This is a genomic window from Secundilactobacillus hailunensis (assembly GCF_005405185.1).
Lineage (GTDB): Bacteria > Bacillota > Bacilli > Lactobacillales > Lactobacillaceae > Secundilactobacillus > Secundilactobacillus hailunensis.
In genome coordinates this window covers 31617-56948 of the sequence record NZ_BJDO01000011.1, presented here as the reverse complement: position 1 = coordinate 56948, position 25332 = coordinate 31617, and the positions used below count along the sequence as shown (strand labels likewise).

The window sequence follows — 25332 nt, the reverse complement described above, 5'->3', positions numbered from 1 at the left end:
ATGTCATCAAGGTTCATAGCAATTTAATTCAAGGAAAAAGTGGGCTTAGAATAGATTAGTGAACTGCCTGAGCTATATTACGAAACTAGCACTACGCGTGCTACTAGATTCTAACTATTATTTACGCCCACTATAACTTTGTGACTTTTTCAGCCAGGCCGCATCTTGTGGATCTGGGCCAACTCGCTTGCCTTGATCCAGTTTAGCGATAGCTTCCATTTCATCTTCATCAAGACCCCACGCAAAGATATTACGGTTAGCCTTAACTCGATCTTCGTGAATCGACTTGGGAATGACCACTTCTTCACGTTGTACGTGCCAGCGTAAGATTACTTGAGCTGGCGTCACGTTGTGAACAGCTGCTAACTTTTTGATCAGCGGATCGTTAATCGCGTTATTATTACCGCCACCAAGGGGACTCCAAGCTTCGTGCTGGATACCCTGGCTTTCCAGATAAGTGTGCATATCGTTTTGCTGGAAGTAAGGGTGGGTTTCAATCTGATCAACCTCGGGCTTAATCTCAGTTTTACTCATCAAATCTTCTAGTTGATTTTGTTCAAAGTTAGAAACGCCGATGTTTTTGATCTTACCATCACGGTACAAATCTTCCATGGCTTTCCAGCTGTCAACGTAACCTGGAGCTGGCCAGTGAATGAGGTAGAGGTCTAAGTAATCCAGTCCTAATTTATCCAGACTAGCTTGAAAGGCCTGCTTAGTTTCGTCATAACCGCGCACGCTGTTCCATAGCTTGGACGTCACAAAGAGGTCTTTACGGTCCAAACCGCTTTCACGGATGGCTTCGCCGACCCACTGTTCGTTACCGTAGTAAGCAGCGGTATCAATGTGGCGATAGCCGGCTGCCAGCGCCCACTTCACTGAATTTTTAATGTCGTTTTCGTTATCAACTTGGAAAACACCTAAGCCTAGTTGAGGAATCGTTTGACCATTTGCTAACGGAATCTGCGGAATATCATTATGCAAAATAAAAAACCACCTTTCAAATTATGTACTTTGTCTCGTTTCAATCTTAATGGGTGTGAATTGCGAGACCGTCTGCTGCGTTTGGTCCAGTAACATCTGCGTCCCTAAAGTCCCCATCTCATAAAACGCCTGCGTGACCGTTGTTAACTGTGGCCGCACGATGCGGGCGAGATAGGTACCATCAATACTGATGATGGCCAGCTGTTTGGGCACTTGAATACCATACTGCATGGCTTGATTCAAGACGCCAATTGCCGCCAGGTCACTGGCGCCAATGATTGCGGTGACCTCTGGCTGTCGGCCAAACGTCTGCATGGCACGCACACCATCTTCATAAGTGTACATCCCCTCTTTGATCCAGTCGTCCTCGATCGACAACGCTGCTTGGATCATGGCTGCTTTATAACCAGCAACACGCTGCTGACCGATATGACCGCTAGTATCCATGGCGACCAACCCAATTTTATGGTGTCCGCGTTCAATCAGATGCTGAGTTGCCTGATAGCCAATTTGATAATCATCCGAGGCGATCGAAGGGAGCTTATTACTATTATATGAAGTCGACAAAAAACGATAAGGAATCTGCGACGCCTGCAATAAGGCTAAATTCTCATCAGCCAGTTGAATGGCCACTACTAAGATGCCCTTTACTGCGCGCTCAATCAGGGTGCGTAACGCCTGTTCTTGCAACTGCGGATCGTTTTGTCCCGCATAAAGCATAATCACACTGAGGCCATGCCGAATCGCTTCGGCGTGAATACCTTCAATAATCTTATCGGAAAAGTTGGTCTTAGTGGCCGAAATGATCACCCCAATGACACGGCTTTTTCTAGTAACCAGTTCAACCGCACTCGTATTTTTTTCATAGTCTAGCGATACCGCAATTTTACGTACTCGCGTTGCTGTGGCCTGTGAATAAAACCCCTCTTTATTAGCCAGTACCCGTGAAACAGTCGCGGCAGAAACGCCAGCCGCCTCCGCAATATCCTTGATCGTTGCAGACATTCAAATCAACCCTTTCCCCTACACACCGTCACATTTGATTTTACCATAAACTGACCATTTAATATATTTAACGCAAATTTTACAAAATGAGTAAAAAATAGTAAACTTTAAGCCTAAATGAGTTAAACTAATCTTAGTAGTATTCTAATGGCTTGTTCGCTCGTTCTTGATATTTGGAGGTATTTTACGTGAATAATCAAGAACCGCAATCGCGTATGCAACGCTATAACTTCAACACCGATCAGAATCAGTCGCCAAAGCGGAAGGGGCCGAAACGTCCTAAGCATTTGCGGCAGATCATCGTCAGCTTTTTAGTAACACTAGCGCTGGTGGTCGGCGTTGGCGTCTGGCTTGCTAACCGCTCGACTAAAGTCGAAAATGGTGCTCAAAACACCGAACAATCTGTTAATGATAATAGTTCAAGTAGTCACACGGAATCTGATAGCACATCACAAAACGATGCGGCCGATTCAGAGTCTAACAATTCTGACGCTGCCCCATCGAATGGGTCAACGTATGCTGATAAAGGGGTCACTTCATCTCAGCGAAGCTCTTTGCAAAGTTCGATTAATCAGGAATCAGATGCAACAATTAAGAACCGCGAACAAAAAAAGCTAGACGGCGCGAAAGCCAAGTCCGATACCCGGCAATCGTCTAGCTCGGCCAATACTACTTCTTCTAACTCTGCTGGGTCATCTTCCAAGAAAACCGACAACAACAAGAACAACTCAGGATCCATCACATTCAGTCAGTCTCATACCTTCTCCTCCGTCTCGGACGCCAGGAGTTGGGCCCAAGCCACGAAATCGCAATGGCTGAAGGATGGATATTCTACCTATACGATTACTTCAGATGCACAGGGTAACTACGTGCTTCGCTTCGTGAAGTAATGAGTCGTGCAGTATTCAGTCGAACTTGATCAAAAACAGCGTTCACGAGACACCATCTGGTGTTTTGCGAACGCTGTTTTTGAATTTAAGACCTATTTAACTGACCGAAAGCGGGAAAAGTCGAGCTGCATGATCAAAATCGCAATCACGATCAAGACGCCTCCCACCAAAAGATGCATGGTAAACGGCTCAAACCCTAATACCACGGAGAAAATACTGCCAAACATGGACTCGGTCATTAAGATCAAGCCAGCTGGCGTAGGATCCGTAAACCGCTGCCCGATAATCTGTAGGGTCTGCGCGCCAAATGAGGACAGGATACCTAACACGATCACCGGCCACAAACCGGCCTGCCAATTAATTACACCGTAGGAAGTTTGTTCAAATAACAGTGACCAAATCAGGCCAAAAGTCCCCTGCGTGATCCCCAGCATAAATGACAGCACGAAGGGACTGGTGCTGGTGGTTCGCATGCCGAAGTAAACGATTTGCAGCGCATAAAAAAAGGCCGAGATCAGAGTCAGCAAATCGCCAATATGTAAGGTAAACCCATTTTGCACGATGTTGGTTAAAAAACTCATGCCAATGATGGCCACAATAATCGCTGGATAACTCTTCGCTTCTGGCCGGCGCCGAAACATCACCCACACGATCAGGGGAATGATCACCACGTAGATCGCCGTTAAAAACGCGTTATTAGAGGGTGTAGTAAACCGTAAACCCCAGGTCTGAAACTGATACCCTAAAAAGTTGATAAACCCAGCCGTTAACCCGATTCGCAAGTCAACGCTGTTCATTTTCAAAATGAATTTGTGAAAAAAGATAAAGGCAAGGCCGGCGTAGATGAACCCTCGGATGGCGTTGATCAAGCCGGCTTGCATGTGGGCGTTGGTGGCCATTTTAGAAAAAATGTAACCAGCGCCCCAAATAATAGCGGCCAACAGCAACATTAAGTTGGCGCGTCCTTTTGAAACTTGCATGAATAGTGCCTCCTATTGTAAGGTGCGGAGAAAAGCGCTTAGAGAGCGGAGTGTAAGCCCACTATGGCAAAAATCCTGGGCTTGGATTTATGTCATAGTGGGCTTACATGCAGCTCTCTGCTTTCTGGAGCCCGATTAGACAATATAAGATATCACCCCGCCAAAAACGCCAGCGCCAGCTTCCGATACAGTACCGTTGCCTGTAAAAATTGCTCAACTTCAACATACTCATCCGCTTCGTGAGACGTATCGGTCCCCGGTCCATAAACGATTGCTGAAAAGCGAGCGTTGGCCCGTAAAAATTCCGAGGCGTCACTGGCACCGCCAGCGCCCACTGGCATTACGCGGTTACCGACGATGCGGTGACCGATTTTCTGGGCTAATTTAACTAACGGTGCATCCGCCCGGCCAGGGATCGCCTCTTCCGGGTAACTGTATGATAATTTCAATTGGAAGCCAGACCGGTCATTTAAGCGATGGACAAGCTTTTCCAGTGTATCATAGATCAATTGGTTCGGGTACGCCGGAATGGTTCGCACGTTGGCTGATAAGCGAGCCTTACCTGGAATACTGTTGATTTGCTCGCCACCAGAGATCAAATCCACGTTGTGCAGCAGACCGCCCAGTACCGGGTCGATCTTATCAAACTGCTGCATGATAGCCGTCACTTCATTATAGAAGACAATCAGATTATCGATGGCATTGATGCCCTTAGACGACTGGGCGCTGTGCACCGATTTACCGATCGAATCAACATGGTAGTCGATCACCCCACGAGAGGTGTAGGCAATTTTGTCTAACCCAGTTGGCTCTGCAATGACCAAGCCAGCCAGCTGATCCGCGTAACCACCCTTGGTTAGCTGGGCAGCACCGTATTCACCGGTCTCTTCACCCACCGTTGCCAGCAGGCGAATCGAGCCGTTCAATGGCACGTCATCCTCAAGCAGTTCCAGCATGGCGATCACGACCGCCGCCAGCCCAGATTTCATATCCGAAGCGCCACGGCCATACAGATTACCATCGACGATTTCACCCGCAAATGGGTCATGGTGCCAAGCGCTGATATCACCGGGATCCACCACGTCTTCATGACCGGAAAAGCCCAGCTGTCGCCCCTCAGGATCACCAATCGTGACCACCAGATTATCACGATCGGGTGCATAAGTAACAGCTTCCACCTTAGCCCGGTGCTCATAAGGCGCAAATAACGAAGCGATGTAGCGTGCAACGGCGGCCTCATTACCATTGACCGACTTAATTTGAATCAGTTTTTGTAATATCGCAATTTTTTCAGTATTCTCCACTGCAGACGCCACCTTATTGTTATTTAAAACCAGCATACTCCGCTCTGAACTAGGATTGCAATACACCTTTGCCACACTCGGTGAACAGTGGTTGTCGCACTGCCTTTAAAATGCGTTATAATAATGGAGATAAGTTCGATAAAGGAGCGTGGTATGATGCAAATCAAAGTGCCAGAAGAAAATGGTTATTTGCCCGATATTTACGGTAAGTACGCACCCAAAGAGTATCGCATTGATAACGGCCCTACCCGGTCATTTCCCATTGACATTAAAGACGCACCCGCAGAAACGGAAACTTACGCAGTGACCATGATCGACCACGACGCCATTCCAGTCGGCGGTTTCACTTGGATTCACTGGGTCGCTGCTAACCTGCCGGGTAACTTAACAACGATTCCTGAAAATGCTAGTCAAAGTGGCGATGTGCCCATGACATTCGGTAATAATTCCACAGCTGGCGGCTTAGTGAATAATCAAAATCCACAGACCAGTCAGCATTACAGCGGTCCGCTACCACCAGACAAAGATCATCACTACACGGTAACGGTCTACGCCTTAGATACGAAATTGCCACTAGAAAACGGTTTTTGGCTCAACCAGCTGCATGACGCAATGGCTGGCCACATCTTGGCGGAAGCCACACAAGTTGTTTTAGGTCGGGTATAGGTCACCCATTTTAAACCTGTTCATCTAATTCCAAGCCCAACCCGCTTGATATAAGGGAAGTAAGAGCGATGTTAAAATACAAATCGATCGTTGTACCATTAGATACCTCAAAATTCGCTGAGCTGGCTCTCGCAAAGGCCATTGGTGTCGCAACGCGAAATAAATCGCATCTAGATCTGCTGAGCATTATTGATACCCACCAGTCTGACTACTACGGTGGCTTATCAAATGGTGCCATTGTGAATTCACTCGTACAAGATGCGACGGAATACCTCAGTGAATTAGTCAGTCAGATCAAGGAAAAATATGGGTTAACTGATATTAGCACCCACATCCGTTTTGGTAATCCCAAGACGGTGATCGCGTTTGACTTCACTAAGGATCACCAAAATGATCTGGTCATGATGGGGGCCTCAGGAATGGGGACCTTGGAACGCGTGATGAACGGCTCTGTTACCGATTTTGTGACCCGTAATGCAACTTGCGATGTACTGGTTGTCCGCACTAATTTAACTAACGAACCGGGACAGAAAATTGAAAGTCCCTTCCGAACCAAAATGAATGCAGATAAAGAAAAAAAGTAAGCCTCAAATTAGAATTAGCTGGAAGAGTCGAATTGGCAGCCTTTCAATTCGACTCTTCTTTCATACATAGTAATAACATATAGGACATGAAAACATGGAGGGCAACATATGGAAGCACCAAAATTCAAAAAAATAAACCTCTTTCAGTTAGTCATGCTGGCACTGGGATCATTAATTGGTTCCGGCTGGCTGTTCGGCTCGTGGGAGGCCACTAAAATTGCTGGACCGGCGGCAATCTTTTCCTGGATCATTGGGGGCTTAGTCATCGGCTCCATCGCCTACGATTACGTTGAAATTGGCGCCATGTTCCCCGAATCCGGTGGCATGAGCAAGTATGCCCAATATTCTCACGGTTCGCTGTTAGGCTTCATCGCCGCTTGGGCTAACTGGGTCTCGTTGATCACGTTGATTCCCATTGAAGCCGTGGCGGCGGTTCAGTACATGAGTACCTGGCCGTGGTCGTGGGCGCATTGGACCCACCATTTTCTCAGCAATGGTGTCATTACCAACAGTGGCCTCCTGATCGTTTTTGGGTTCATCTTGGTCTTCACCGCGCTCAACTTCTGGTCAGTCACGATTCTGACCCGTTTCACCAGTTTGATCTCCGTGTTTAAGATCGGTATCCCGTTGCTGACCATCGTGATGCTGACAATGTCGGGTTTCCATCCGGGGAACTACGGCAGTAATCTACACGAATTCATGCCCTATGGTTCCGCACCCATATTCACCGCCACTTCGGCAGCTGGAATCATCTTCTCCTTTGATGCCTTTCAAACCGTCATTAACATGGGCGGTGAAATTGAACACCCAAAGAAAAATATCGGCCGTGGCATCACCATTTCCCTGCTGATCAGCGGGATCCTGTACGTGATCCTGCAATCTACCTTCATTACCGCCATCCCACCGAAAATGATTGCGGCGACTGGCTGGCACGGTATCGTATTCAACTCACCCTTTGCTGACATGGCAATTTTGCTGGGGATCCATTGGCTTTCCGTCCTGCTATACATGGACGCTTTCGTTTCGCCATTTGGGACCGGCGTTTCCTTCGTTGCCAACACCGCTCGGGCGCTGTTTGCCATGGAGGGCAACCGCCACGTACCGCATTTCTTGGGTAAAATTAACTTAAAATATGGCATTCCTCGTAATGCCATGGTGGTCAATACCGTTCTGAGCATGGTGATGGTTTCCGTGTTCCGGTCGTGGGCCGTCTTGGCAACAGTCTTGTCAACGGCAACCCTGATCGCCTATTTGACCGGCCCCGTCACCGCGGTCTCACTGCGTAGAATGGGATCGAAGCTCTACCGGCCGATTCGCTTGAAAAACTTGCCATGGATCGCGCCCGTTTCATTTGTCCTAGCTTCTTTAGCAACCTACTGGGCCATGTGGCCAACCACCGTTGAAGTGATCTTGATCATTTTACTGGGGCTGCCCTTCTACTTCTATTACGAGTGGCGCAACCATTTCGTTTCAACGAAGCAGGCCTTTAAAGCCAGTGGCTGGATGATCGGCTACCTGATCTTCATTTCAATCATGTCCTACATCGGCAGTCATCAGTTTAACGGTCAAAACTGGATTCCGTACCCGCTGGACTTTGTCGTCATTATCATTGCATCGCTGGGCTTCTATTGGTGGGGCATCCGTAGCTACGTTGTGACCGAAGACTTCCATAAGGCGCAAAAACTCAACCAAGAAGCCAAGGAACGAGGCGAGATAGAAGATGGCCAATAATCTGTTTGAACTTTACTTAGAAGACGATGCCGACTCCTTTGTCGTTGGTACCGCCGTTGCTGAAACGCCGCAGCAGCTCCTGATCGTGGCCATTGACGACAACGGTCAGGTGGACAGCGTTGAACTGATTGGCCGCGCCCACGTATCTAAAATCGTCACTGACTCGTCTTATCTCGACTTTTGTCAGTCAATGATTGCCGAAAATAACGCCGCTAATATCTTCGACCCCTTCCAACTAGCAGAACAATTACCGCACAGCTGGCAGTCAATGGATCGGCTATTAGTGGAATGTCAAAATGAACGGCGACTGATCAGTTTGGTGACTGAATCAGAAATTTATACGGGTCATATCTCCTTAATTAGTGACCATCAGATTGGGTTGCAGTTAGTAGATTTCGAATCCTTATCCTTTGGCGCACCCACGCTGATCGATAAATCAGATGTGATGGTCATCGACTACGTCAGCCGGCAGAATTATTACGTGACTAAGTATTGGCAAAATAAGGGACGCAAAAAATAAGAAGGATTGAATTTCCAACTAACGGAAATTCAATCCTTCTTTATATGCGTTTAACACTCACTTAACGAGACTAACTAAGTACGATTACCGGATCACTAATACCGAAATTGGTGCGTACTTAGCCATGTAAGCCGCTTGGGAACCAAAGCGCTTGCGAAGACCCTTTTTGGACAATGAACCCACGATCAATAGATCAGGTTGCACTTCCGGAATAATCTGCTTAACCATGGTTTCGCCAGGATCGCCCTCGCCAATAATGACGTTGACGTTCTTAATACCAAATCGCATGGCTAAGTCCTGATATCCTAAAACGTGTTTTTCCAAATCATTACGTTGCCCGTGCACAAAGTCTTTATTCAAAGCTTGGTACACATTCATATCATCCGATTCTAGAATCGAGGTGATCGTCAGCTCTGCATCATCTTCCTTAGCACGGTTCATCGCATAACGAAACGCTAACTGCGCATCCGGTGAATCATCGACCCCAACTAAAATGTGCTTGAATTTCTTTGGATTTAATTCAGCCATTCCAATCTGCTTCCTCTCTTAAATTGTAAAAAGTTAAACGAACTTTGACTTCATTTTAATTGTACCAAAACTTAAAGCTTTGTTCCAATTGAAATTTGGTTTCGGCCCTTGCGCTTGGACTCATATAACAGCCGATCCGCGCGTTTAAAAATATCTAAAGCGTTTTTATCCGCTGAATGTCGCCTCTCAACTCCCATCGAAGCTGTAACATTAATTTGTCTGCCCTTGTCAATTTTAACTTGTAGACCACGAATTGCTGTTTGGATTTTATCAGCTGTTTGATCTAAGCTGACTTCAGTTGCGTTAGGGTAGAGGATCGTAAATTCTTCACCACCAGTGCGATAAAGCCGGGCCCCTTCCGTTTGTTCGGCTAAGATTTCCTCCAGTCGGTCTGAAAAGTGAATCAGAATAGTATTTCCTGCTAAATGACCATAAGTATCGTTAATTTGTTTAAAATGATCAATGTCTAGGGCAATAATTCCTAACTGATGATCATTTTTAAAATAATCCTCAGAATCTGACCGGAAGCTTAACCAATTACGGGCGTGGGTCAGATTATCGTAAAGCAGGTTTCGAGCTGTATCGACGTTATTAATGTGTTCTTGGCGCATCAGCACCATGTAGACATAGGTCAAGGCTGTGACCACCAGATACACGATATACATGCTAACAGGGACCTTCAGCGGCAGATGTAGCATCGCTGCCAACCCTGCCCAGGAGATCGCACCGACACCTGCTTTAACGCTAAAAATCATCACTGGGTGTTTATCGAACGGGAAAAACCACTGCCGCTCTATCAGCAGTAAAATAATCCCGATTGTTAGGGTCAAGACCAGCCAATAACTAAACGATTTCGTAATAAGAAAGAACAGCGCCACCGTGATCATTAACGGCAAAATGATATTTAACCGTGTCTTCACCGCATCCGTATAACTCATCATCAAGACCAGTGAGAGGTTGACCCACATCAGCCGATCCAGCGATGATGAGCGAATCGCGATCACAAACACAAACGCAGTGACTGCCGTAAAATAGAGTGTGTACAGTAACTCTGTCCGCCACGGCGAGGGATTATTGCCCTCAATATCTGGATCCAGCATATGCATTAATCGCTGCAGGACCCCAATGACCCCAATATTGATGAAACTAAGCAGAAAAATAGCCGTTACCATTCCCATCACAATACCTCTCCCATGAGTCATTTCCTTAATTATATGTTTTTTGACTACAATGGTAAAATGATTAGCTGTTGCCAATCAGAATGATAAGGCCCACTCAAACAAACTCCCAAAAGGCGCTGAGTTCCAATTCATTAATAACTTATTTTTTATAAGTGCCAAATCGGAGCTGATGCTTGCTATCTCAACTTTATCGTGACATAATGGAGCCCTTTGGTAGGTACGAATTCTTAAGGCTTTCTTTACCTTCTATCTTCAATGTGATAGTATAGCGATTGTCGGCTGTCTTAACGATTAAATAAAGGAGAGTGCATGAAAAAGTTATTGTTTATTTCTGGCCTGTTTCTGGTACTGTTCGGAGGTAGCATTATTCCTTCAACATCAGCTTCAGCAAAGACTTTGCCAAAGCTTAGCACTCAGAACGTCACGTATACAGCATCAAAATTAAATGCACAGGTCAAAACCCCTCAAACGGCAAAACTGCTCGCAGTTAAATACGGGCACCATACCAGTTACTACAAATTAAAGAAGAATGCTGTTTCATTCAGTTATAAGTTCTCTGGTTACAACACGTTTCAACTCTACGGCACTTCTAAAGCCCATCAACGGGTTACGCAAGTGAAGAAACTTTCCAGTGCCGCTTACGCCACCACCGAAGTCATCGATTTTGGTGAAGTCCGGACCGCGTCAGATGCATCCATCACCGTGAACACCTTGGATACCTTACGAACCGTTCGACTCTTTAGTGGCAATCAGCTACTGCAGACTAAAAATACCGGTAGCAGTAAACAAGTCGTCTTTAATTTACCATTGACCCAGTATAAATCAAACTTAACTTATACCGTAACTGCCCCAAATAAAAAATCCACTCAAGCTTTCGAGATTCCGTACTTAAAGAAACCTAGTAACCTTGACGTCATTGAATAAAAAATAAACCGTCTAGTCAATCATTTAATTGATTTACTAGGCGGTTTATTTTTTGATTAAGCTGACAGGTTCTGCCGACTGGCTTTTCTAGCTTTAATAGCACGGTTTAAGCCAATTATGAGTCCCAGTGAGATCAGTGCATAGACTGCTGACCCCAAGCTAATATTCTTCAGCCCAATCGTGCCCACTAAAACGGACGACGTGGCTGAACCCAACGAAATCCCAAAGTTAAAGAAGATCGAATAGAGCGACGATGCTAATACCAACGATTGCGGATAGTTCCGTTCTGCGACATTTAAAAAATGAATTTGAACCGGTGTGTTAAATATCGTCACGATCAACGAGATCATCAGCAACAGTGTCAGACCAGTCGCCTTAGTTGATAAGGCTAATGGCAGAAGGACTAGAAAAATCGTATTGATCACATAGTATTTCGGTATAACACGCAAGCCGCCATGGTCTGCGATTCGCCCTGACCACCGCGTGCTAATAATACTCATAAAGCCGATGATAAACAGCAAAATATTCAAACTGGCATTACTAAATCCTAATGTAGTGGTCAGCAATGGCCGAATATAAGTGTAATACCCATACATGGCAGCGGCTGTGAAGAGCACTAACATCGCCGCTAGGTAAATTCGGCGATCCTTCAGCAAGCTCAATTGCCCTTTGATCGATCCCTGAACCTGTTTAACGTGTTTTGGCAGCAACCATACTAATAGAAAGAAAATCATCACAGTAATCACTGAAACCGCATAGAAGGCATAACGCCAGCCATAGTTGGTGCTGATGGTCGTTCCAATGGGGATCCCAATAACCGCGGCGATACTGAAGCCCGCGGAGACCCATGAAACCAAGTTGGCCCGTTTTTCCCGCGGCGCAACCACCGTGGTAAAGGTCATGATCAACGAAATAATTGAACCGGCAACGGCCGCTGTAATAACACGTGACACTAACATTGACCAATAATTGGTGGCCAAACCGCTTAGTGTGTTACCAATTAGGAATACGACCATTAACACCAGCAAGGTCTTATAACGACTGTACTTACTGGTTAAGATGGTAATAAATGGCGTGCTCACAGCATACACTGTGGCAAAAATCGTCACCAGATACCCGACTAATGCAATTGACACGTGCAGGTGACTGGCAATGTCAGATAAAACCCCCACGACCATAAATTCATTACAGCCCAACATGAAGGCCACTAGCACGAAGACGACTGCCTGTAAACGATACTTGCTCAATTTTTTGTCCTCCCCGAATTTTTTACTTTTTCTAGCTTACTACACTTTTGATAGAAACATAAGTTGTTTGGGGAAAATAATGCAGGTTAGGGCATGATGGAGTAATTTTAGCTTGTCAAAACGTGCTTCACAACACTGATTCCGGCCATATAACGACAAAAAACGAGTTCCCAAAATCGGGGAACCCGCTTTTTGTTGTTATATTCTGGAATCAACCCGTGTTGTTTCACACTCTACTTCACTAATCTATCCCAAATCACAACCTGACCACTTTTCAACGATTCAGGCACGTTAATGATCCGCTGGTTACTGCTCCCCCGAAATTGGAGGGTCAGATCCATTTTGGACTGCAGGAATCTATCATCGATCAAAATATCGATCAGACTGAGCAGTTCCTTCTTGTCGTCAGATTCCTTCATGAGTTCTTCCCATTTATACCCCGTCCAGCTCCAGATATCCTTGTCATGGCCGAATTCTTTGCGAACCCGCTGGCACAGACGGAGACAGACCTGGGTATTTAAAAATGGTTCACCACCCAATAAGGTCAACCCCTGAACGTAAGACTGGCTGAGATCTTCAATGATCTGGTCTTCCAGTTCTTGCGTATAGGGCGTCCCAAAATGAAAGGATTGGGCGACTTTATTGTAGCAACCTGGGCAGTTGAACTTACAGCCGCTCACGTACAAACTGCAACGCACCCCTTCGCCATCAACGAAGTTAAAGGGTTTATAGCTGGCAATCCGCTGTTCACTTAAATCATCCGCCAACCATTCTTTCGGTTGCGGGTTATTGGGTAATCTCACTTTTTTTGTCGGCATATTGTCATCCTTACTGTCTTGCAATGTTGTTTTGATCGTTACCTAACGTCATGTGCTTGACCCGGCTGGCAATTTCAACGTGCCGGCCATGGACCATTGGCCGCTGGTTCGGGTTACCGAGATAACCGCAAGTCCGCTTGACCACGTCACAGGTAGCCGGATCCGTGTTGCCACACTTCGGGCAGGAAAAACCCCGAGCAGTTGGTTTAAATTCACCCTTGAAGCCGCACTTGAAGCATTGATCGATTGGGGTGTTGGTTCCTAAATAACCGATACGGTCATAAGCGTAATCCCAGACAGCTTCTAGCGCCTTGGGGTTTTGCTTTAAGTTAGGATATTCGCAATAGTGGATGAACCCACCGGCACTGTATGGCGGGTAATCCTTTTCAAAATCGATCTTCTCAAATGGCGTTGGTGCTTTTCGGACATCATAATGGAAGCTATTGGTATAGTATTCCTTATCCGTCACGTCCTTGACCCGACCAAACTTTTTGATATCAGCTTGGCAGAAGGTGTTGGTCAGACTTTCAGCAGGTGTGGCATAAACACTGAAGTGATAACCGTACTGATTCTCCCAGGCTTTGCAGCTGGTATAGAGTTTCTTAACCACATCGACCGTAAACTGTTTGGCTTCCGGATTGTGTTCCCAAGTTGGCCCATAGAAAACCGTTCCAACTTCGTAAAGCCCAATGTAGCCCAGTGACACCGTTGCGCGGCGGTTCTTAAACAGTTCGTCCACGGAATCAGTTGGCTTCAGACGTTTGCCGAAAGCACCGTATTGATACAGAATCGGTGCGTTTTGCGGTGTGGCTTGCTTTGCGCGGTTAACCTTGAAGACTAAGGCTTCTTTGCAGATGCTTAGACGTTCCTTCAAGATTGACCAGAATTTATCCTGATCACCCTTTGATTCCAGCGCGATACGAGGCAGGTTCAGGGTCACAACACCTAGGTTCATCCGCCCAGCGTTGACTTCCTTGCCATTTTCATCCTTCCAGCCCTGCAGAAAACTGCGGCAGCCCATTGGTGCTTTAAATGAACCGGTCAGTTCAACAAGTTTATCGTACATTAAAACGTCGGGGTACATCCGCTTAGTAGCACATTCCACAGCCAGTTCCTTAATATCATAGTTGGGATCTTCCGGCTTCAAATTCAAGCCGCGTTTAATGGTAAAGACAAGTTTCGGAAAGATCGCCGTTCGCTTCTCCTTACCTAAACCTTCAATTCGAACGTGTAGAATGGCCTTTTGAATCTCTCGTTCGACCCAGCTAGTGCCCAGGCCAAACCCCAGTGTGGTAAATGGCGTCTGTCCTTGAGATGAGTACAGCGTGTTGATTTCGTATTCCAAAGCCTGCATGGCGTCATCGATATCTTTGATCGTCTTTTGTTTAGCAAAGGCTTTTTGGTTGTCTTCGCCCTTGATCCATTCCTTAGCATCAACCATGTGCTTGTCGTAGTTACGCAGCGCAAATGGTGCCAGTAATTGATCGACCCGGTCAGCGGAACAGCCACCGTACTGACTAGAAGCCACGTTAGCAATGATCTGTGACATTTGGGCCGTGGCGGTTTGGATCGAATGCGGCGGTTCAACCTCCGCGTTACCGATTTTAAAGCCGTGATTCAGCATTTCTTTAAAATCAATCAGACAGCAGTTCGTCATTGGACTGTACGGCTGGTAATCCAGATCATGCCAGTGAATATCACCCTTCAAGTGCGCATTAGCAACTTTCGGTGGCAGCATTTTAAGCCCCATGGTTCGAGCAACCGTGCCGGCCGTTAGATCACGTTGCGTATTAAAAACGTTACTATCTTTATTGGCGTTTTCGTTGACCACTGTCTCATCTTTATGTAGCAGTTTCTGAATCGTAAAGTTAATATCAGTGGCTTGATTGCGTTTGAGATCCTTTTGCGCCCGATAATTAATGTAGGCTTTTGCCCAGTCAAGCTGCTGACGTTCCATTAATTCATGTTCTACAATACTTTGAATTTCGTAAATCTTGACGTTTTCTTTGAAGCGACTGCTGATTTCAGTCAAAACAGCGTCCACCACGTCATCAATGGCGTGCTGGTCTTCATCTGTTAGTTCTGAATTCACTGAGATAGCGGCGCGTTTGATTGCCCGTTCGATTTTTTTGGTATCGAACTTAACGGCACGACCATCCCGTTTGAGAACTGTTAACGTTTCAATCGTTAGTTCTTTTGGTTCCTGCATTCCGATCACTCCAATTTTTTAGTGCCATAAGTTCATAATATAGGCTTGCATCACGCACTGCAACCATATATTGTGTGAAATCCGAAAGAATTTTCCAATATTACCACAATATATAGTATCCCTCATCATAGTATTCTAGAAATATGTCTGGCAATCTTTTTTAGATCAACCCTTTTTTGACATTTTCAAGTGGCCTTTATGTTTCTAAAATTCATTTTTCAGTAATATATTTAACATCTACCTCAGCTATAACTGATTTTGGAAGCGTTGACTTTACTCGAAGCTACCCCGTTTATACGTTTTGCTTAATGGAACCTTTAATATTTCAAATATTACAAAAGCCTGATTTCTTGTTGCATAGTGACTTATTTTCTTAAAACCTGTGATACGTCCAGGTAATACCAACCATGTAAACTCAGTTTTGTTGATTGATATGAATCGACACATTGATGGACCTTACAGGTTTAAATTATAGGAGTGTATATACTTGAAAAAATTTGTTACTTCAATCTTAGCAACATCCGCAGCAGCTGTCGCATTGTTCTTTGCTGGCGCAACCGGCGCTAGCGCATCTACGACTTACACCGTTAAGTCAGGTGACTCAGTATGGGGCATCTCACAGATCTTCCATACTTCGATGAACTCAATCGAACAAGCAAACCACATCAGTGCTCACATGATTCACCCCGGTGAAAACTTAACGATCCCTGATGGCTCAACGACTAGTCAAACCACTGCTACTCAACCAGCAGCTACTAGTCAATCAACTTCAGCATATACTGGCAACACTCAAAGCCAAACCAGCAACTACAGTGGTTACCAAGCACAGTCAAACAACACTAACACGGCTGCTGCTCAAACCACTAGCAACACTGGTGCAGCAAGTACCAACGGTGGCAGCACTAAGAGCTACGTCTTGAGCCAAATGGCTTCACGGACCGGTGTTCCCGCTTCTACTTGGAACGCCATCATCACCCGTGAATCAGGCTGGAACTCAAACATCCGTAACAGTTCATCTGGTGCTTACGGTCTGTTCCAAAACATGCACATTAACGGCGGCGATGTAAACGCCCAAGTGAACGCTGCAGTTTCACTTTACAAAGCACAAGGTATGGGTGCCTGGGCTTTATAAACTGAACTCTAACTTTGATTATAAAAGCATTACGACACTGGTCGTAATGCTTTTTTCTTTGCCCTTAATTGCGGCGACCAACCGTCACCGACAAGCCCCAGCCGACTGCTAGACCAATCAATGAAGGCACCGTCCAGCCAAGGCCCATGCTAAAGCCCGGCAGTAAGTGACCAACCGTTAAGATACTATTGATCCAGCCCTGATGCAGATTAGCTGGCAAAGCATTTAACCCATCTAGCAATGCTGGAATCAGCGTAAAAATAGTTACCGTGCCAAATAGCCAGCGCGAATCCCCTAAAATGGGGGTCAGTAAGCTCATTAAAATCAGCGTAATGGCCAGTGGATAAATGAAGTACAGTAGCGGTGTCGAAAAGGTCAATAATCGGTTTAAGCCGATGTTTGCAAAGATCAACGGCGTGGCACTGGCAAAAATAATCAATGCCGCGTAAGGTACGCGGGGAAACAATTCTTTAAACGTATCACCAAACGCTGTTATGAGACCAATTGCCGTTTTCAAGCACGCTAAAATTACCAGCAAGGCTAACAGTAAGTTTCCAAAATCACCAAAATAATAGTGGGCAACGTTAGCTAATACCGGTCCACCGTTCGCGGCCCGGCTGAATTGTCCTAACGCATTGCGTCCCAATAGGCCCAGCAAACCGTATATCAGTGCCATCAAAACGATTGCAATACTGCCAGCTCGAACGGTATCACCGGCGATTCGCGTGGGCTCGGTGATCCCTAATCCCCGAATAGCATTGACCACGATAATGCCAAACGCTAAGGCTGCCAAGGCGTCCATCGTGGAATAGCCGGCTGTAAAACCTGCTACGATTGGACTCTTTACGTAATCGCCAACTGGTGCTTGACCGCTACCCATGGGTTTGACCACCACTAAGATCAAAATGGCCGCCAGTAAGATCAAAAACGCTGGCGTTAAAAACTGGCCAACGTAGACCATAATTTTACCGGGCTTACGGGCAAACCACCAAGCAGCTAGGAAGAACAGTATGGAATAGATCAGCAGCCCACTAGTTTGATGGGCCGGTGCCACAAATGGGCTTAATCCCACTTCAAAGGAAATTGAAGCCAGGCGCGGTAACGCAAATAGTGGCCCAATACAGAGATACAGTAAAACGGTGAACCCATAGGCGTAAAACCGGTTAACTCGCTGCGCCAATTGAAAAACACCCGCCGATTTCGTAATCCCGATGGCGGCTACGCCTAACAGCGGCAGTCCAACTCCCGAAATTAAAAAACCGATTAAGGCTGGCCAGTAATGGGTCCCAGCTTGTTGGCCAACAAAGACGGGAAAAATCAAATTACCCGCGCCAAAAAAGAGGCCAAACAGCATCATGCCGATGACGATTAGGTTGCGACTGCTTAGTTTTTGCGTGTTCATTGTTGCTCTCCCCTTTTACATAGAATACTTCTTTTATTTTACCGTTATCGATTAGTGTTTTGAGGGGAAAACGATGATAATTTTAGGAAAGCCCGGGGAGACCATTGTGGTTCGTTACTTTTACCTTGTCTAAACGTGCAACAAGTCGGCATGCCCCGGCCGTATAAGACGAAAAAACAAGCACCAGTCAAAAACCGACCGGTACTTGTTTTTTCGTCTTATACTCTGGGGCACAACGCCTCTTGTTACACTCTCGCTCTCAATTCCTTTTTCATCAGCACATCGCGCTGCCGGGCACCACCCAATGTAAACAAGTGATCGCCAAATTCGCTAAACCCTAACGCCGCATAAAATTTTTGAGCAGCATGGTTATACTCCCACACGCCTAACCAAACAAATTTTTTATCCAGCTGATAGGCGCGCGTCACTGCATAATCCATTAACTGACGGCCATACCCCAATCGTTTATAGTCTGGACGGACATAGATTCGCTCAACTTCTAGGGCGTCTTTGCCCTGATCTTCTGACTGAGCATCATTAATATTTAGCTTCAGATAACCCACGACCTGATGATTCTTTTCCAAAAAGTAGAAAAAGGAATTCTCAGTTTGGAGCTGTTCTTCAAGCCGTTGAATGCTGAGCTGATTATTAAGATACCAGTCCATATCATCATCCGTATTATAGGCTCCAAAAGTATCTTTGAACGTTTCTTGACTGACCATTTGCAGCTTTGCCACATCTGCCGTTGTTAACTGAACCACTGAATCTGCCATGATTGGCCTCACCATACCTTCACCCTGTATTGTGTACAAAATCACTAAGACCATTTTACGATACGATCCCTAGCATTTCCAGCCATTGCCCTCGCTAAAATTGATCAATGATCCGGTCAACGTTCTGGTCAAAAATCGTCTGATCGCGTTGTGGTTCTTTTCTGGCCGTCAGCAGTGCCAGATGACCGATCACAAATTCTAAAAAGAGGGCCGTATTCGCCTTTACCAATTTTTCGTCCGCGCTCACCTCAGCAACCAGTCCCTGAGTCAACTGCCGCAATTGTGCCATGGCATCCGCTACCGGTGCTTCGTCGCTATAATAAGAGATTCCCCACACCATATCAGTAAACGGCATTCCCGATTGAGTGAAGTCAATAAAGGCAACCGCTAGCTGTCGCAGCGCAGATTTGCCCGTTAATTTACTCAGTTGCTGCTTTAAATAGGTGACTAATTGCTGAACGTACAACGCCACAATGCCGCTTTTAACGGTAGCAATATCCTTGACGTACCGGTACATCGACTGCGGCCGAATACCAATATCGCGAGCTAAACCATTATAGGTAATGCCATTTAGCCCCGATTCACTGGCGATTGCCAGCCCCTTTTCTAAGATGATCTCACGGGATAATTGTCCACGTTTCATTTTTTAATCTCCTCGCTTGCAAAACTCATGGTATGAGTTTATAATACATTTACAGTTCAAAACTCATGACATGAGTTTATCTTAAATCACTGGATTCAGCAAGTCTTAAATCAATCAAAGGAGTCTTGAATATGACAACATTAAACCAAACTGGTACAAACTTAGACTACAACGTAACGGGTAATAACGGCCCCGTTTTGATCTTAATTCCAGGTGCTAACGGTACCGGCAACATCTTCCAAGGGGCTGCCAAGTTCTTACAGCACAAGTTTACCGTGGTCACCTATGACCGTCGCGGTTACGGTAACAGTAAATTAACTGAACCGCTGCCAGATGAAGCATCCGAAATTCACAGCACTTACCGTTTGAAGACAGATGCCAGTGACGTGGCCGCCTTAGCTAAAAAGCTTAGCCCCAACGACCCCGTTTACATCATGGGTTCTAGTTCCGGTTCAATCGTCGCCATGGAAACCCTGCAGGATTATCCAGACATTATCAAAGGCGCTGCTTTCCACGAACCGCCAATCAACAGCTTCTTACCGACTGTCAAAAAGGATCAGGCTGATAATGACGAAATCGTCAAAGAAGCTTTTAACCAGGATATGGGTGTCGCCATGAAAAAGTTTGGTCAAACCATGCGCATTGGTGACTTAGATGCTAAAATGATGACTAAACCAGCCGTTTCATTAAGCGGTAATGACGACCCAGCCGTTGCTGGCATGAAGTACTGGTTCCAGTATGAGATCCGTCAATATACCAGCCGTGAAATGGATATCGATAAGCTGGCTAAGTACAGTGATCGAATTCATTTACTTAATGGGACCGATTCAGTTGGTTCTTATCCACAAGATGTGAATGCTTTTCTGGCTAACTACTGGCACCTACCGATTTACGATATTCCTGGCGGTCACTTGGGCTATGCTCAAAAGCCAGAAGGTTTCGCAACGACGCTAGAAGCAGTTTTATTATAGGAGGTTTTTATAGATGACTTATCACAAAATCGACTTTCACGCTCACTATCTCTCACCTGGTTACAAGAAGTATTTGAAAGACCAGTTCAACGACATGGGTGATGGTGTGCCAACGCCTGAATACACCATTGATACGACCCTTTCCATCATGGATCAAGTTAACATTGACTATTCTGTCATTTCGATTTCGTCACCGCACATCAACACCGGTGAAAAATCCAGCACCATTGAATTAGCGCAGGAAGTTAACGAATACGCCGCTAAGCAACACCAAAATTATAAAGATAAGATTGGCTTCTTCGCTTCATTACCACTGCCATACGTGGAGGCCAGCCAAAAAGCAATCAAGGATGCTTTAGCTGATGACGCTACCGGGTTCACGTTGCCAACGAACTCCCGCGGCATTTACCTCGGCGATAAGCGTCTTGATCCAATCATGCAGACGTTGGATGACAACCATGCCATCGTAGCTTTGCATCCCAACGCGCCTGGTGTCGAAGATCCAACGGTTACTAGCCAGATCCCAGCACCAATCGTGGAGTTCTTCTTTGATACCACGCGAACGGTCTTAAACATGCTGCAAAATGGTATCTTCACTCGTTATCCAAACATCCGCTTCATTATTCCTCACGCGGGTGCGGTGCTACCAATCGTTGCAAGCCGAGTCCAATATCTAACGCAGGCCTTAAACCATGATTTAACTGATGATCAAGTTGATATCATGAGTGTGATGAGTAATCAGTACTTTGATGTAGCTGGTATGGTTCTGCCACAGCAATTGCCAACTTTGCTGGAATTGATCGATCCAAATAAATTGTTGTATGCTTCAGATACACCATATACGCCAACCCCAGCGGTATTATCATTAACTAAACAGCTGGAAACTACTGGCCTACTTTCAGATGCGTTGAAACAGCGGATCTTTATGAAAAATGGGCAGGAGTTGTTAAAGAAGTAGAGTGTAAAAACGAGCGTTAATGCCCCAGAATATAAGACGAAAAAACGAGTACCGGTCGGTTTTTGACTGGTACTCGTTTTTTTGTCTTATATGGCCGGGGCATGCCCGTTTTTGCACGTTTCAGCTACGTAAAATAAATCCACCAACCACCCAAAGCCCCTCAACACCCACCAAAATCAGGAGTACAATCGATAGTGAAACTACATAACAAAGGGGATCGATAAACAATGAAGATCAAGGAAGGCTACATGCCATTTCACGGCTACAAAACCTACTATCGTATCGTGGGTGAAAAAACACCTGGAAAGGCACCACTACTGCTAATTCACGGTGGTCCCGGTTCATCTCACAACTATTTTGAATTGCTGGATGACTACGCCGAAACTGGCCGTCAGCTGATCATGTACGACCAAGTTGGCTGCGGTAAATCGTCATTACCGGAAGATAAAAGCGTCTACGTTAAGGAAACCTGGGCAGAAGAACTGATTGCACTGCGAAAATACTTGCACTTGGACCAAATCCATATGCTGGGTCAATCATGGGGCGGTATGCTGGAAATGCTCTACCTGACGCAATACGACCAAACTGGGGTCAAGAGTGTCATGATCGATGGCTCCCCGGCTTCAATTAAGCTCTGGACGAAAGAGCAGCACCGTTTAATTTCCTACTTAAGCTACGAAGACCGCGAAGCGATTGCCGAAGCTGAGCGCACCGGCGACTTTACCGGTCCAAAATACTTAGCTGCCAATGACCGCTACATGGAACGTTATTGCTGGGATGATCCCGACGAAAACTCACCAGAACCACTGCGTCGGGAAACCAACGGGAAGCGCGCTAGTTTAATCGCTGAAGGTCCTAACGAATTTACCGAAAACGGGACAATCAGCGATTACGACGTGACCGATGACCTGCATAAAATTCACGTGCCCGTTTTAGTCACTAATGGGACGGATGACTTATGTACACCGCTCATTGCTAAGTCCGTCTATGATCATATTCCGGGTGCTAAATGGCACTTGTTCGAAAATAGTCGCCACCTGGCCTTACTGGATCAGCACGACGAATTTATTAGCGTACTGGATAACTGGCTGAAGGAAAACGATTAATTCAATCCAATCACTTTAAACATTAAACGTTTAAATTCCAAGTACCCTATTTTAGTGATAGACTGAACGCAAAGGAAGCTGATAAGAATGAACACTATGAAAGCCTTGTTAGAACGGAAATCAGTCCGGAGTTACACGGGTGATCCCGTCACGGTTGAACAACGTGACCAGTTGCTGAAAGCAGCATACGCGTCACCAATCTCAATGGGTCAATACGATTCACTTGTACTGACCGTGGTTCAGGATTCTAAGCTATTAGCCCAGATCGATGACACGGCTGCCAAGGCATTCGGTCACGAAAAAATGCTGTACGGCGCACCAATGCTGATCATTGTTTCAACCCAAGTTAAGGGCGATGCCAGCGACAATTCGCCATATTCAAACGCCGCCACGGTGATTGAAAATCTCAACCTCGCAGCGGTAGATCTCGATCTTGGTGCTTGCCATATCTGGGGTGCAATTGCCGCAGTCGCTAACGACGCTCAATTAAAGCAAACCCTGAAGATCGACGCTGGCTTAACACCAGTTGCCGGTTTAGTGGTTGGTCCAACTGACGATGCCTACGCTGACCGTGATATTCCTAAGAATCGAATCAAAACGAATATTCTTGATTAGCAGAAATTTATTAGGCTAATCTACTAAAACTCAAAGGGACCTGGTACTTCAAAGCGAAGTATCAGGTCCCTTTTCACTAGCTATTATTTAGTCCATACAAAAAGCTCCGAACTGGGGAGGTTCGAAGCTCTTTAACGCCATAATTAATAGTCACCTGATCAACCTGCGCGAGAACTATTGGTTATCTATTATGGGGGAAATAACACTTAGTTTATTAAAATTTACAGGGAGAAGTTTATTTTATCTCGTCAGGACTTATAACGACCGGCTTTCTCAATTACAGTGGCTCTTTAAGAAAAGATACAGGACCGTTCAAAAGTTCAGATCTAAAGCTTGTTAGCCAAGTTGACTAGTCAACTTGTAACACGTTAACGCGCGCTAATACCGACAAAGTTGATCATCACTATCAGAACGGTAACTCGGTGATCCCGCTATTTTCGAGGCACCGAATACCCATTAAATACTACCTTGGGTACCATTAGTTTACCACTTTTATAGACCAAATTAAATTTAATTACCGTCTTTTTCGGTAAAATCCCGTGAAATTAAGCGCCCTTAATAAGTCAAAAAAGAACAGTGCCACTATCAAAAGACCAGCACTGCCCTCTATTTATGACACGTAAACTTTTAATCACCAACCGGATGGATATGATCCACAGCCTTGACCTGCTTTAAGACTGCCATGTCCGCATCGCTAATTTCAAAATCAAGTTGTGCGTTGGCTTCAACGTGGGCCATTGAACGCGCTTTTGGCAATGGTGCAATATTGTTTTGAATCACGAAGCGCAAAGCTAACTGCGGGATTGAAACGTGGTAGTTACCAGCCATGCGCTTCAAGTCTGGGTCATTGACTAGATCACCGGTTGCCAGTGGTGAGTAGGCTTGAACTACGATACCGTTGTCCTTAGCTGTCTTCACAATGGAATCCTGGGTGTAGCCAATATAGTACTGAATCTGATCCACAGCCGGCTTGACTGTCAGTCCGTCCCAGGTTAAAAGATTCTCTAAATCATGGGAGTTAAAGTTAGAAACCCCTACTGATTTCGCCCGGCCGCTGAGGTAGATATCCTGCATAGCCCGCCAAACATCGCGGTTTTCAGCATCGTGATTGGACCCCATTTGCTGCCATGGCCATGGTGCGTGAATGATATATGAATCAACGTAATCAAGACCAAGCGCAGCCAAGCTGCTATCAAAATCAGCCATAGTTTTATCGTAGGTCTTCGATTCACCAGGGAGCTTAGTTTGAACAAAGATGTCTTTGCGAGCCACATCACTCGCTGCGATAGCTTCGCCAACACTTGCTTCGTTTCCATAAGCCTTAGCAGTATCAATAAAACGATAACCCGCCTTTAGTGCATTGCTAACAGCATCAACGGTTTCCTTACCCGGCTTAGTCTGCCAAGTTCCAAAACCAACTTTGGGCATCTTTAACCCATTGTTTAATTCAAATGTATCCGTAATTGTAGTCAATTGAAATCCTCCTTATCCATTATATCTTTTAGTATATTCCTTTACAGTAGGACTAAGGCAACCCTTATGCCTTATTTGCTGAAAGATCCTGCCCGTTAAAACCGGTCTTATCCGCAGCCGTAATTGGTCGTAATACCCGACAAGGATTGCCAGCCGCAATCACGTTGTCCGGAATATTCTTAGTAACCACGCTGCCACCGCCAATGATGACGTTACTGCCAATGGTGACACCAGGCAAAACCGTAACGTTAGCTGCCAGCCAAACATCGTTGCCGATAGTTATCGGCTGGGCCGTACAGCCACCGGTCCGCCGTTCAACGGGGTCAAATAAATGGTTGCTGGTATACAGCCCCACTTTAGGTCCAAATAGCACGTGAGTTCCAATGGTAATGGGCGCACCATCCAGCATGACACAATCGTAGTTGGCATAAAAATGGTCGCCAACCGTGATGTTACGGCCAAATTCGCACCGAAAATTAGGTTCGATAAAGGGATCCTTGCCAGCGTGACCCACTAACTGGGTAAATTGTGCGTTTCGTTTAGTCGGATCAATGGTGTTGTTGAGTTTCTGCGTGATGGCAGTTGCCTGTTCCCTAACTTTCATCAGCTTGGGATCAACGTCATCATAGGGCTGTCCAGTTGCCATATAAGCAAATTTTTCGTCTAAATTCATTTTTACTGATTAACCTTT

General features: G+C 45.7%; 25 protein-coding genes. 11 read left to right on the top strand and 14 right to left on the bottom strand.

The window, feature by feature from the left end; genetic code table 11:
• Window positions 1–117: 117 nt before the first annotated feature.
• Together FFM73_RS04765 and FFM73_RS04760 are read right to left on the bottom strand one after the other, a co-directional pair.
• Window positions 118–981 (bottom strand): aldo/keto reductase, encoded by an 864-nt coding sequence (locus FFM73_RS04765; RefSeq protein WP_137630644.1) that lies wholly within the window; start codon window positions 979–981, stop codon window positions 118–120.
• A 21-nt stretch (window positions 982–1002) separates the two neighbouring features.
• Window positions 1003–1986: a LacI family DNA-binding transcriptional regulator gene (locus FFM73_RS04760; protein ID WP_137630643.1), complete on the bottom strand. Its 984-nt coding sequence runs from the start codon at window positions 1984–1986 to the stop codon at window positions 1003–1005.
• Between the two features lie 188 nt (window positions 1987–2174).
• Between FFM73_RS04760 and FFM73_RS04755 the strand changes: the two genes are divergently transcribed.
• The gene (locus tag FFM73_RS04755; RefSeq protein WP_137630642.1) at window positions 2175–2876 is read left to right on the top strand and encodes a hypothetical protein; all 702 of its coding nucleotides are present in this window, start codon (window positions 2175–2177) and stop codon (window positions 2874–2876) included.
• 92 nt (window positions 2877–2968) lie between these two features.
• Here FFM73_RS04755 and FFM73_RS04750 read toward each other — a convergent pair whose 3' ends face one another.
• Window positions 2969–3856 (bottom strand): DMT family transporter, encoded by an 888-nt coding sequence (locus tag FFM73_RS04750; RefSeq protein WP_137630641.1) that lies wholly within the window; start codon window positions 3854–3856, stop codon window positions 2969–2971.
• A 152-nt stretch (window positions 3857–4008) separates the two neighbouring features.
• Window positions 4009–5160 carry an ArgE/DapE family deacylase gene (locus tag FFM73_RS04745; RefSeq protein ID WP_137630640.1) on the bottom strand — a complete coding sequence of 384 codons (1152 nt, stop codon included), beginning with the start codon at window positions 5158–5160 and terminating at the stop codon, window positions 4009–4011.
• A 156-nt stretch (window positions 5161–5316) separates the two neighbouring features.
• Here FFM73_RS04745 and FFM73_RS04740 point away from each other — a divergent pair, with 156 nt between their 5' ends.
• From FFM73_RS04740 to FFM73_RS04725, 4 genes are all read left to right on the top strand, one after another.
• The gene (locus FFM73_RS04740; RefSeq protein ID WP_137630645.1) at window positions 5317–5826 is read left to right on the top strand and encodes a YbhB/YbcL family Raf kinase inhibitor-like protein; all 510 of its coding nucleotides are present in this window, start codon (window positions 5317–5319) and stop codon (window positions 5824–5826) included.
• Between the two features lie 68 nt (window positions 5827–5894).
• Window positions 5895–6410, top strand: a complete 516-nt coding sequence (locus tag FFM73_RS04735; protein WP_137630639.1) for a universal stress protein — start codon at window positions 5895–5897, stop codon at window positions 6408–6410.
• A 108-nt stretch (window positions 6411–6518) separates the two neighbouring features.
• Window positions 6519–8141, top strand: coding sequence for an APC family permease (locus FFM73_RS04730; RefSeq protein WP_137630638.1), 1623 nt, complete (start codon window positions 6519–6521; stop codon window positions 8139–8141).
• On the top strand, window positions 8131–8661 hold the full coding sequence (locus tag FFM73_RS04725) for a hypothetical protein (protein ID WP_137630637.1): 531 nt from the start codon (window positions 8131–8133) through the stop codon (window positions 8659–8661). The genes FFM73_RS04730 and FFM73_RS04725 overlap by 11 nt, the downstream gene beginning before the upstream one ends.
• A gap of 84 nt (window positions 8662–8745) precedes the next feature.
• Here the strand turns inward: FFM73_RS04725 and FFM73_RS04720 are convergent, their stop codons facing one another.
• Both FFM73_RS04720 and FFM73_RS04715 read right to left on the bottom strand, forming a co-directional pair.
• Entirely contained in the window at window positions 8746–9189 is a 444-nt protein-coding gene (locus FFM73_RS04720) for a universal stress protein (RefSeq protein ID WP_137630636.1), read from the bottom strand.
• Between the two features lie 71 nt (window positions 9190–9260).
• On the bottom strand, window positions 9261–10367 hold the full coding sequence (locus FFM73_RS04715; RefSeq protein ID WP_171001208.1) for a GGDEF domain-containing protein: 1107 nt from the start codon (window positions 10365–10367) through the stop codon (window positions 9261–9263).
• Between the two features lie 312 nt (window positions 10368–10679).
• On the opposite strand from FFM73_RS04715, the gene FFM73_RS04710 reads away from it, so the two are divergent.
• Window positions 10680–11294, top strand: a complete 615-nt coding sequence (locus FFM73_RS04710) for a hypothetical protein (protein WP_137630634.1) — start codon at window positions 10680–10682, stop codon at window positions 11292–11294.
• A gap of 56 nt (window positions 11295–11350) precedes the next feature.
• Here the strand turns inward: FFM73_RS04710 and FFM73_RS04705 are convergent, their stop codons facing one another.
• The 3 genes from FFM73_RS04705 to nrdD form a co-directional block, all read right to left on the bottom strand.
• Window positions 11351–12541 (bottom strand): MFS transporter, encoded by a 1191-nt coding sequence (locus FFM73_RS04705; RefSeq protein ID WP_137630633.1) that lies wholly within the window; start codon window positions 12539–12541, stop codon window positions 11351–11353.
• A 233-nt stretch (window positions 12542–12774) separates the two neighbouring features.
• Window positions 12775–13359: an anaerobic ribonucleoside-triphosphate reductase activating protein gene (nrdG, locus tag FFM73_RS04700; RefSeq protein ID WP_137630632.1), complete on the bottom strand. Its 585-nt coding sequence runs from the start codon at window positions 13357–13359 to the stop codon at window positions 12775–12777.
• A gap of 10 nt (window positions 13360–13369) precedes the next feature.
• Window positions 13370–15568 carry an anaerobic ribonucleoside-triphosphate reductase gene (gene nrdD / locus FFM73_RS04695; protein ID WP_137630631.1) on the bottom strand — a complete coding sequence of 733 codons (2199 nt, stop codon included), beginning with the start codon at window positions 15566–15568 and terminating at the stop codon, window positions 13370–13372.
• Between the two features lie 487 nt (window positions 15569–16055).
• Between nrdD and FFM73_RS04690 the strand changes: the two genes are divergently transcribed.
• Entirely contained in the window at window positions 16056–16700 is a 645-nt protein-coding gene (locus FFM73_RS04690; RefSeq protein WP_137630630.1) for a LysM peptidoglycan-binding domain-containing protein, read from the top strand.
• A 64-nt stretch (window positions 16701–16764) separates the two neighbouring features.
• Here the strand turns inward: FFM73_RS04690 and brnQ are convergent, their stop codons facing one another.
• The 3 genes from brnQ to FFM73_RS04675 form a co-directional block, all read right to left on the bottom strand.
• Entirely contained in the window at window positions 16765–18102 is a 1338-nt protein-coding gene (gene brnQ / locus FFM73_RS04685) for a branched-chain amino acid transport system II carrier protein (RefSeq protein ID WP_137630629.1), read from the bottom strand.
• Between the two features lie 245 nt (window positions 18103–18347).
• Window positions 18348–18875 (bottom strand): GNAT family N-acetyltransferase, encoded by a 528-nt coding sequence (locus tag FFM73_RS04680; protein WP_137630628.1) that lies wholly within the window; start codon window positions 18873–18875, stop codon window positions 18348–18350.
• 94 nt (window positions 18876–18969) lie between these two features.
• Window positions 18970–19518: a TetR/AcrR family transcriptional regulator gene (locus tag FFM73_RS04675; protein ID WP_137630627.1), complete on the bottom strand. Its 549-nt coding sequence runs from the start codon at window positions 19516–19518 to the stop codon at window positions 18970–18972.
• Window positions 19519–19649: 131 nt separating this feature from the next.
• Between FFM73_RS04675 and FFM73_RS04670 the strand changes: the two genes are divergently transcribed.
• From FFM73_RS04670 to FFM73_RS04655, 4 genes are all read left to right on the top strand, one after another.
• Window positions 19650–20489, top strand: a complete 840-nt coding sequence (locus tag FFM73_RS04670) for an alpha/beta fold hydrolase (protein WP_137630626.1) — start codon at window positions 19650–19652, stop codon at window positions 20487–20489.
• Window positions 20490–20502: 13 nt separating this feature from the next.
• Window positions 20503–21447: an amidohydrolase family protein gene (locus FFM73_RS04665; RefSeq protein ID WP_137630625.1), complete on the top strand. Its 945-nt coding sequence runs from the start codon at window positions 20503–20505 to the stop codon at window positions 21445–21447.
• A gap of 227 nt (window positions 21448–21674) precedes the next feature.
• On the top strand, window positions 21675–22553 hold the full coding sequence (pepI, locus tag FFM73_RS04660; RefSeq protein ID WP_137630624.1) for a proline iminopeptidase: 879 nt from the start codon (window positions 21675–21677) through the stop codon (window positions 22551–22553).
• Window positions 22554–22640: 87 nt separating this feature from the next.
• A complete protein-coding gene (locus FFM73_RS04655) occupies window positions 22641–23168 on the top strand; it encodes a nitroreductase family protein (protein ID WP_137630623.1) in 528 nt (175 codons plus the stop codon).
• Window positions 23169–23795: 627 nt separating this feature from the next.
• Here FFM73_RS04655 and FFM73_RS04650 read toward each other — a convergent pair.
• A complete protein-coding gene (locus tag FFM73_RS04650; RefSeq protein WP_137630622.1) occupies window positions 23796–24641 on the bottom strand; it encodes an aldo/keto reductase in 846 nt (281 codons plus the stop codon).
• Between the two features lie 64 nt (window positions 24642–24705).
• Window positions 24706–25314 carry a sugar O-acetyltransferase gene (locus FFM73_RS04645; RefSeq protein WP_137630621.1) on the bottom strand — a complete coding sequence of 203 codons (609 nt, stop codon included), beginning with the start codon at window positions 25312–25314 and terminating at the stop codon, window positions 24706–24708.
• Window positions 25315–25332: the final 18 nt, after the last annotated feature.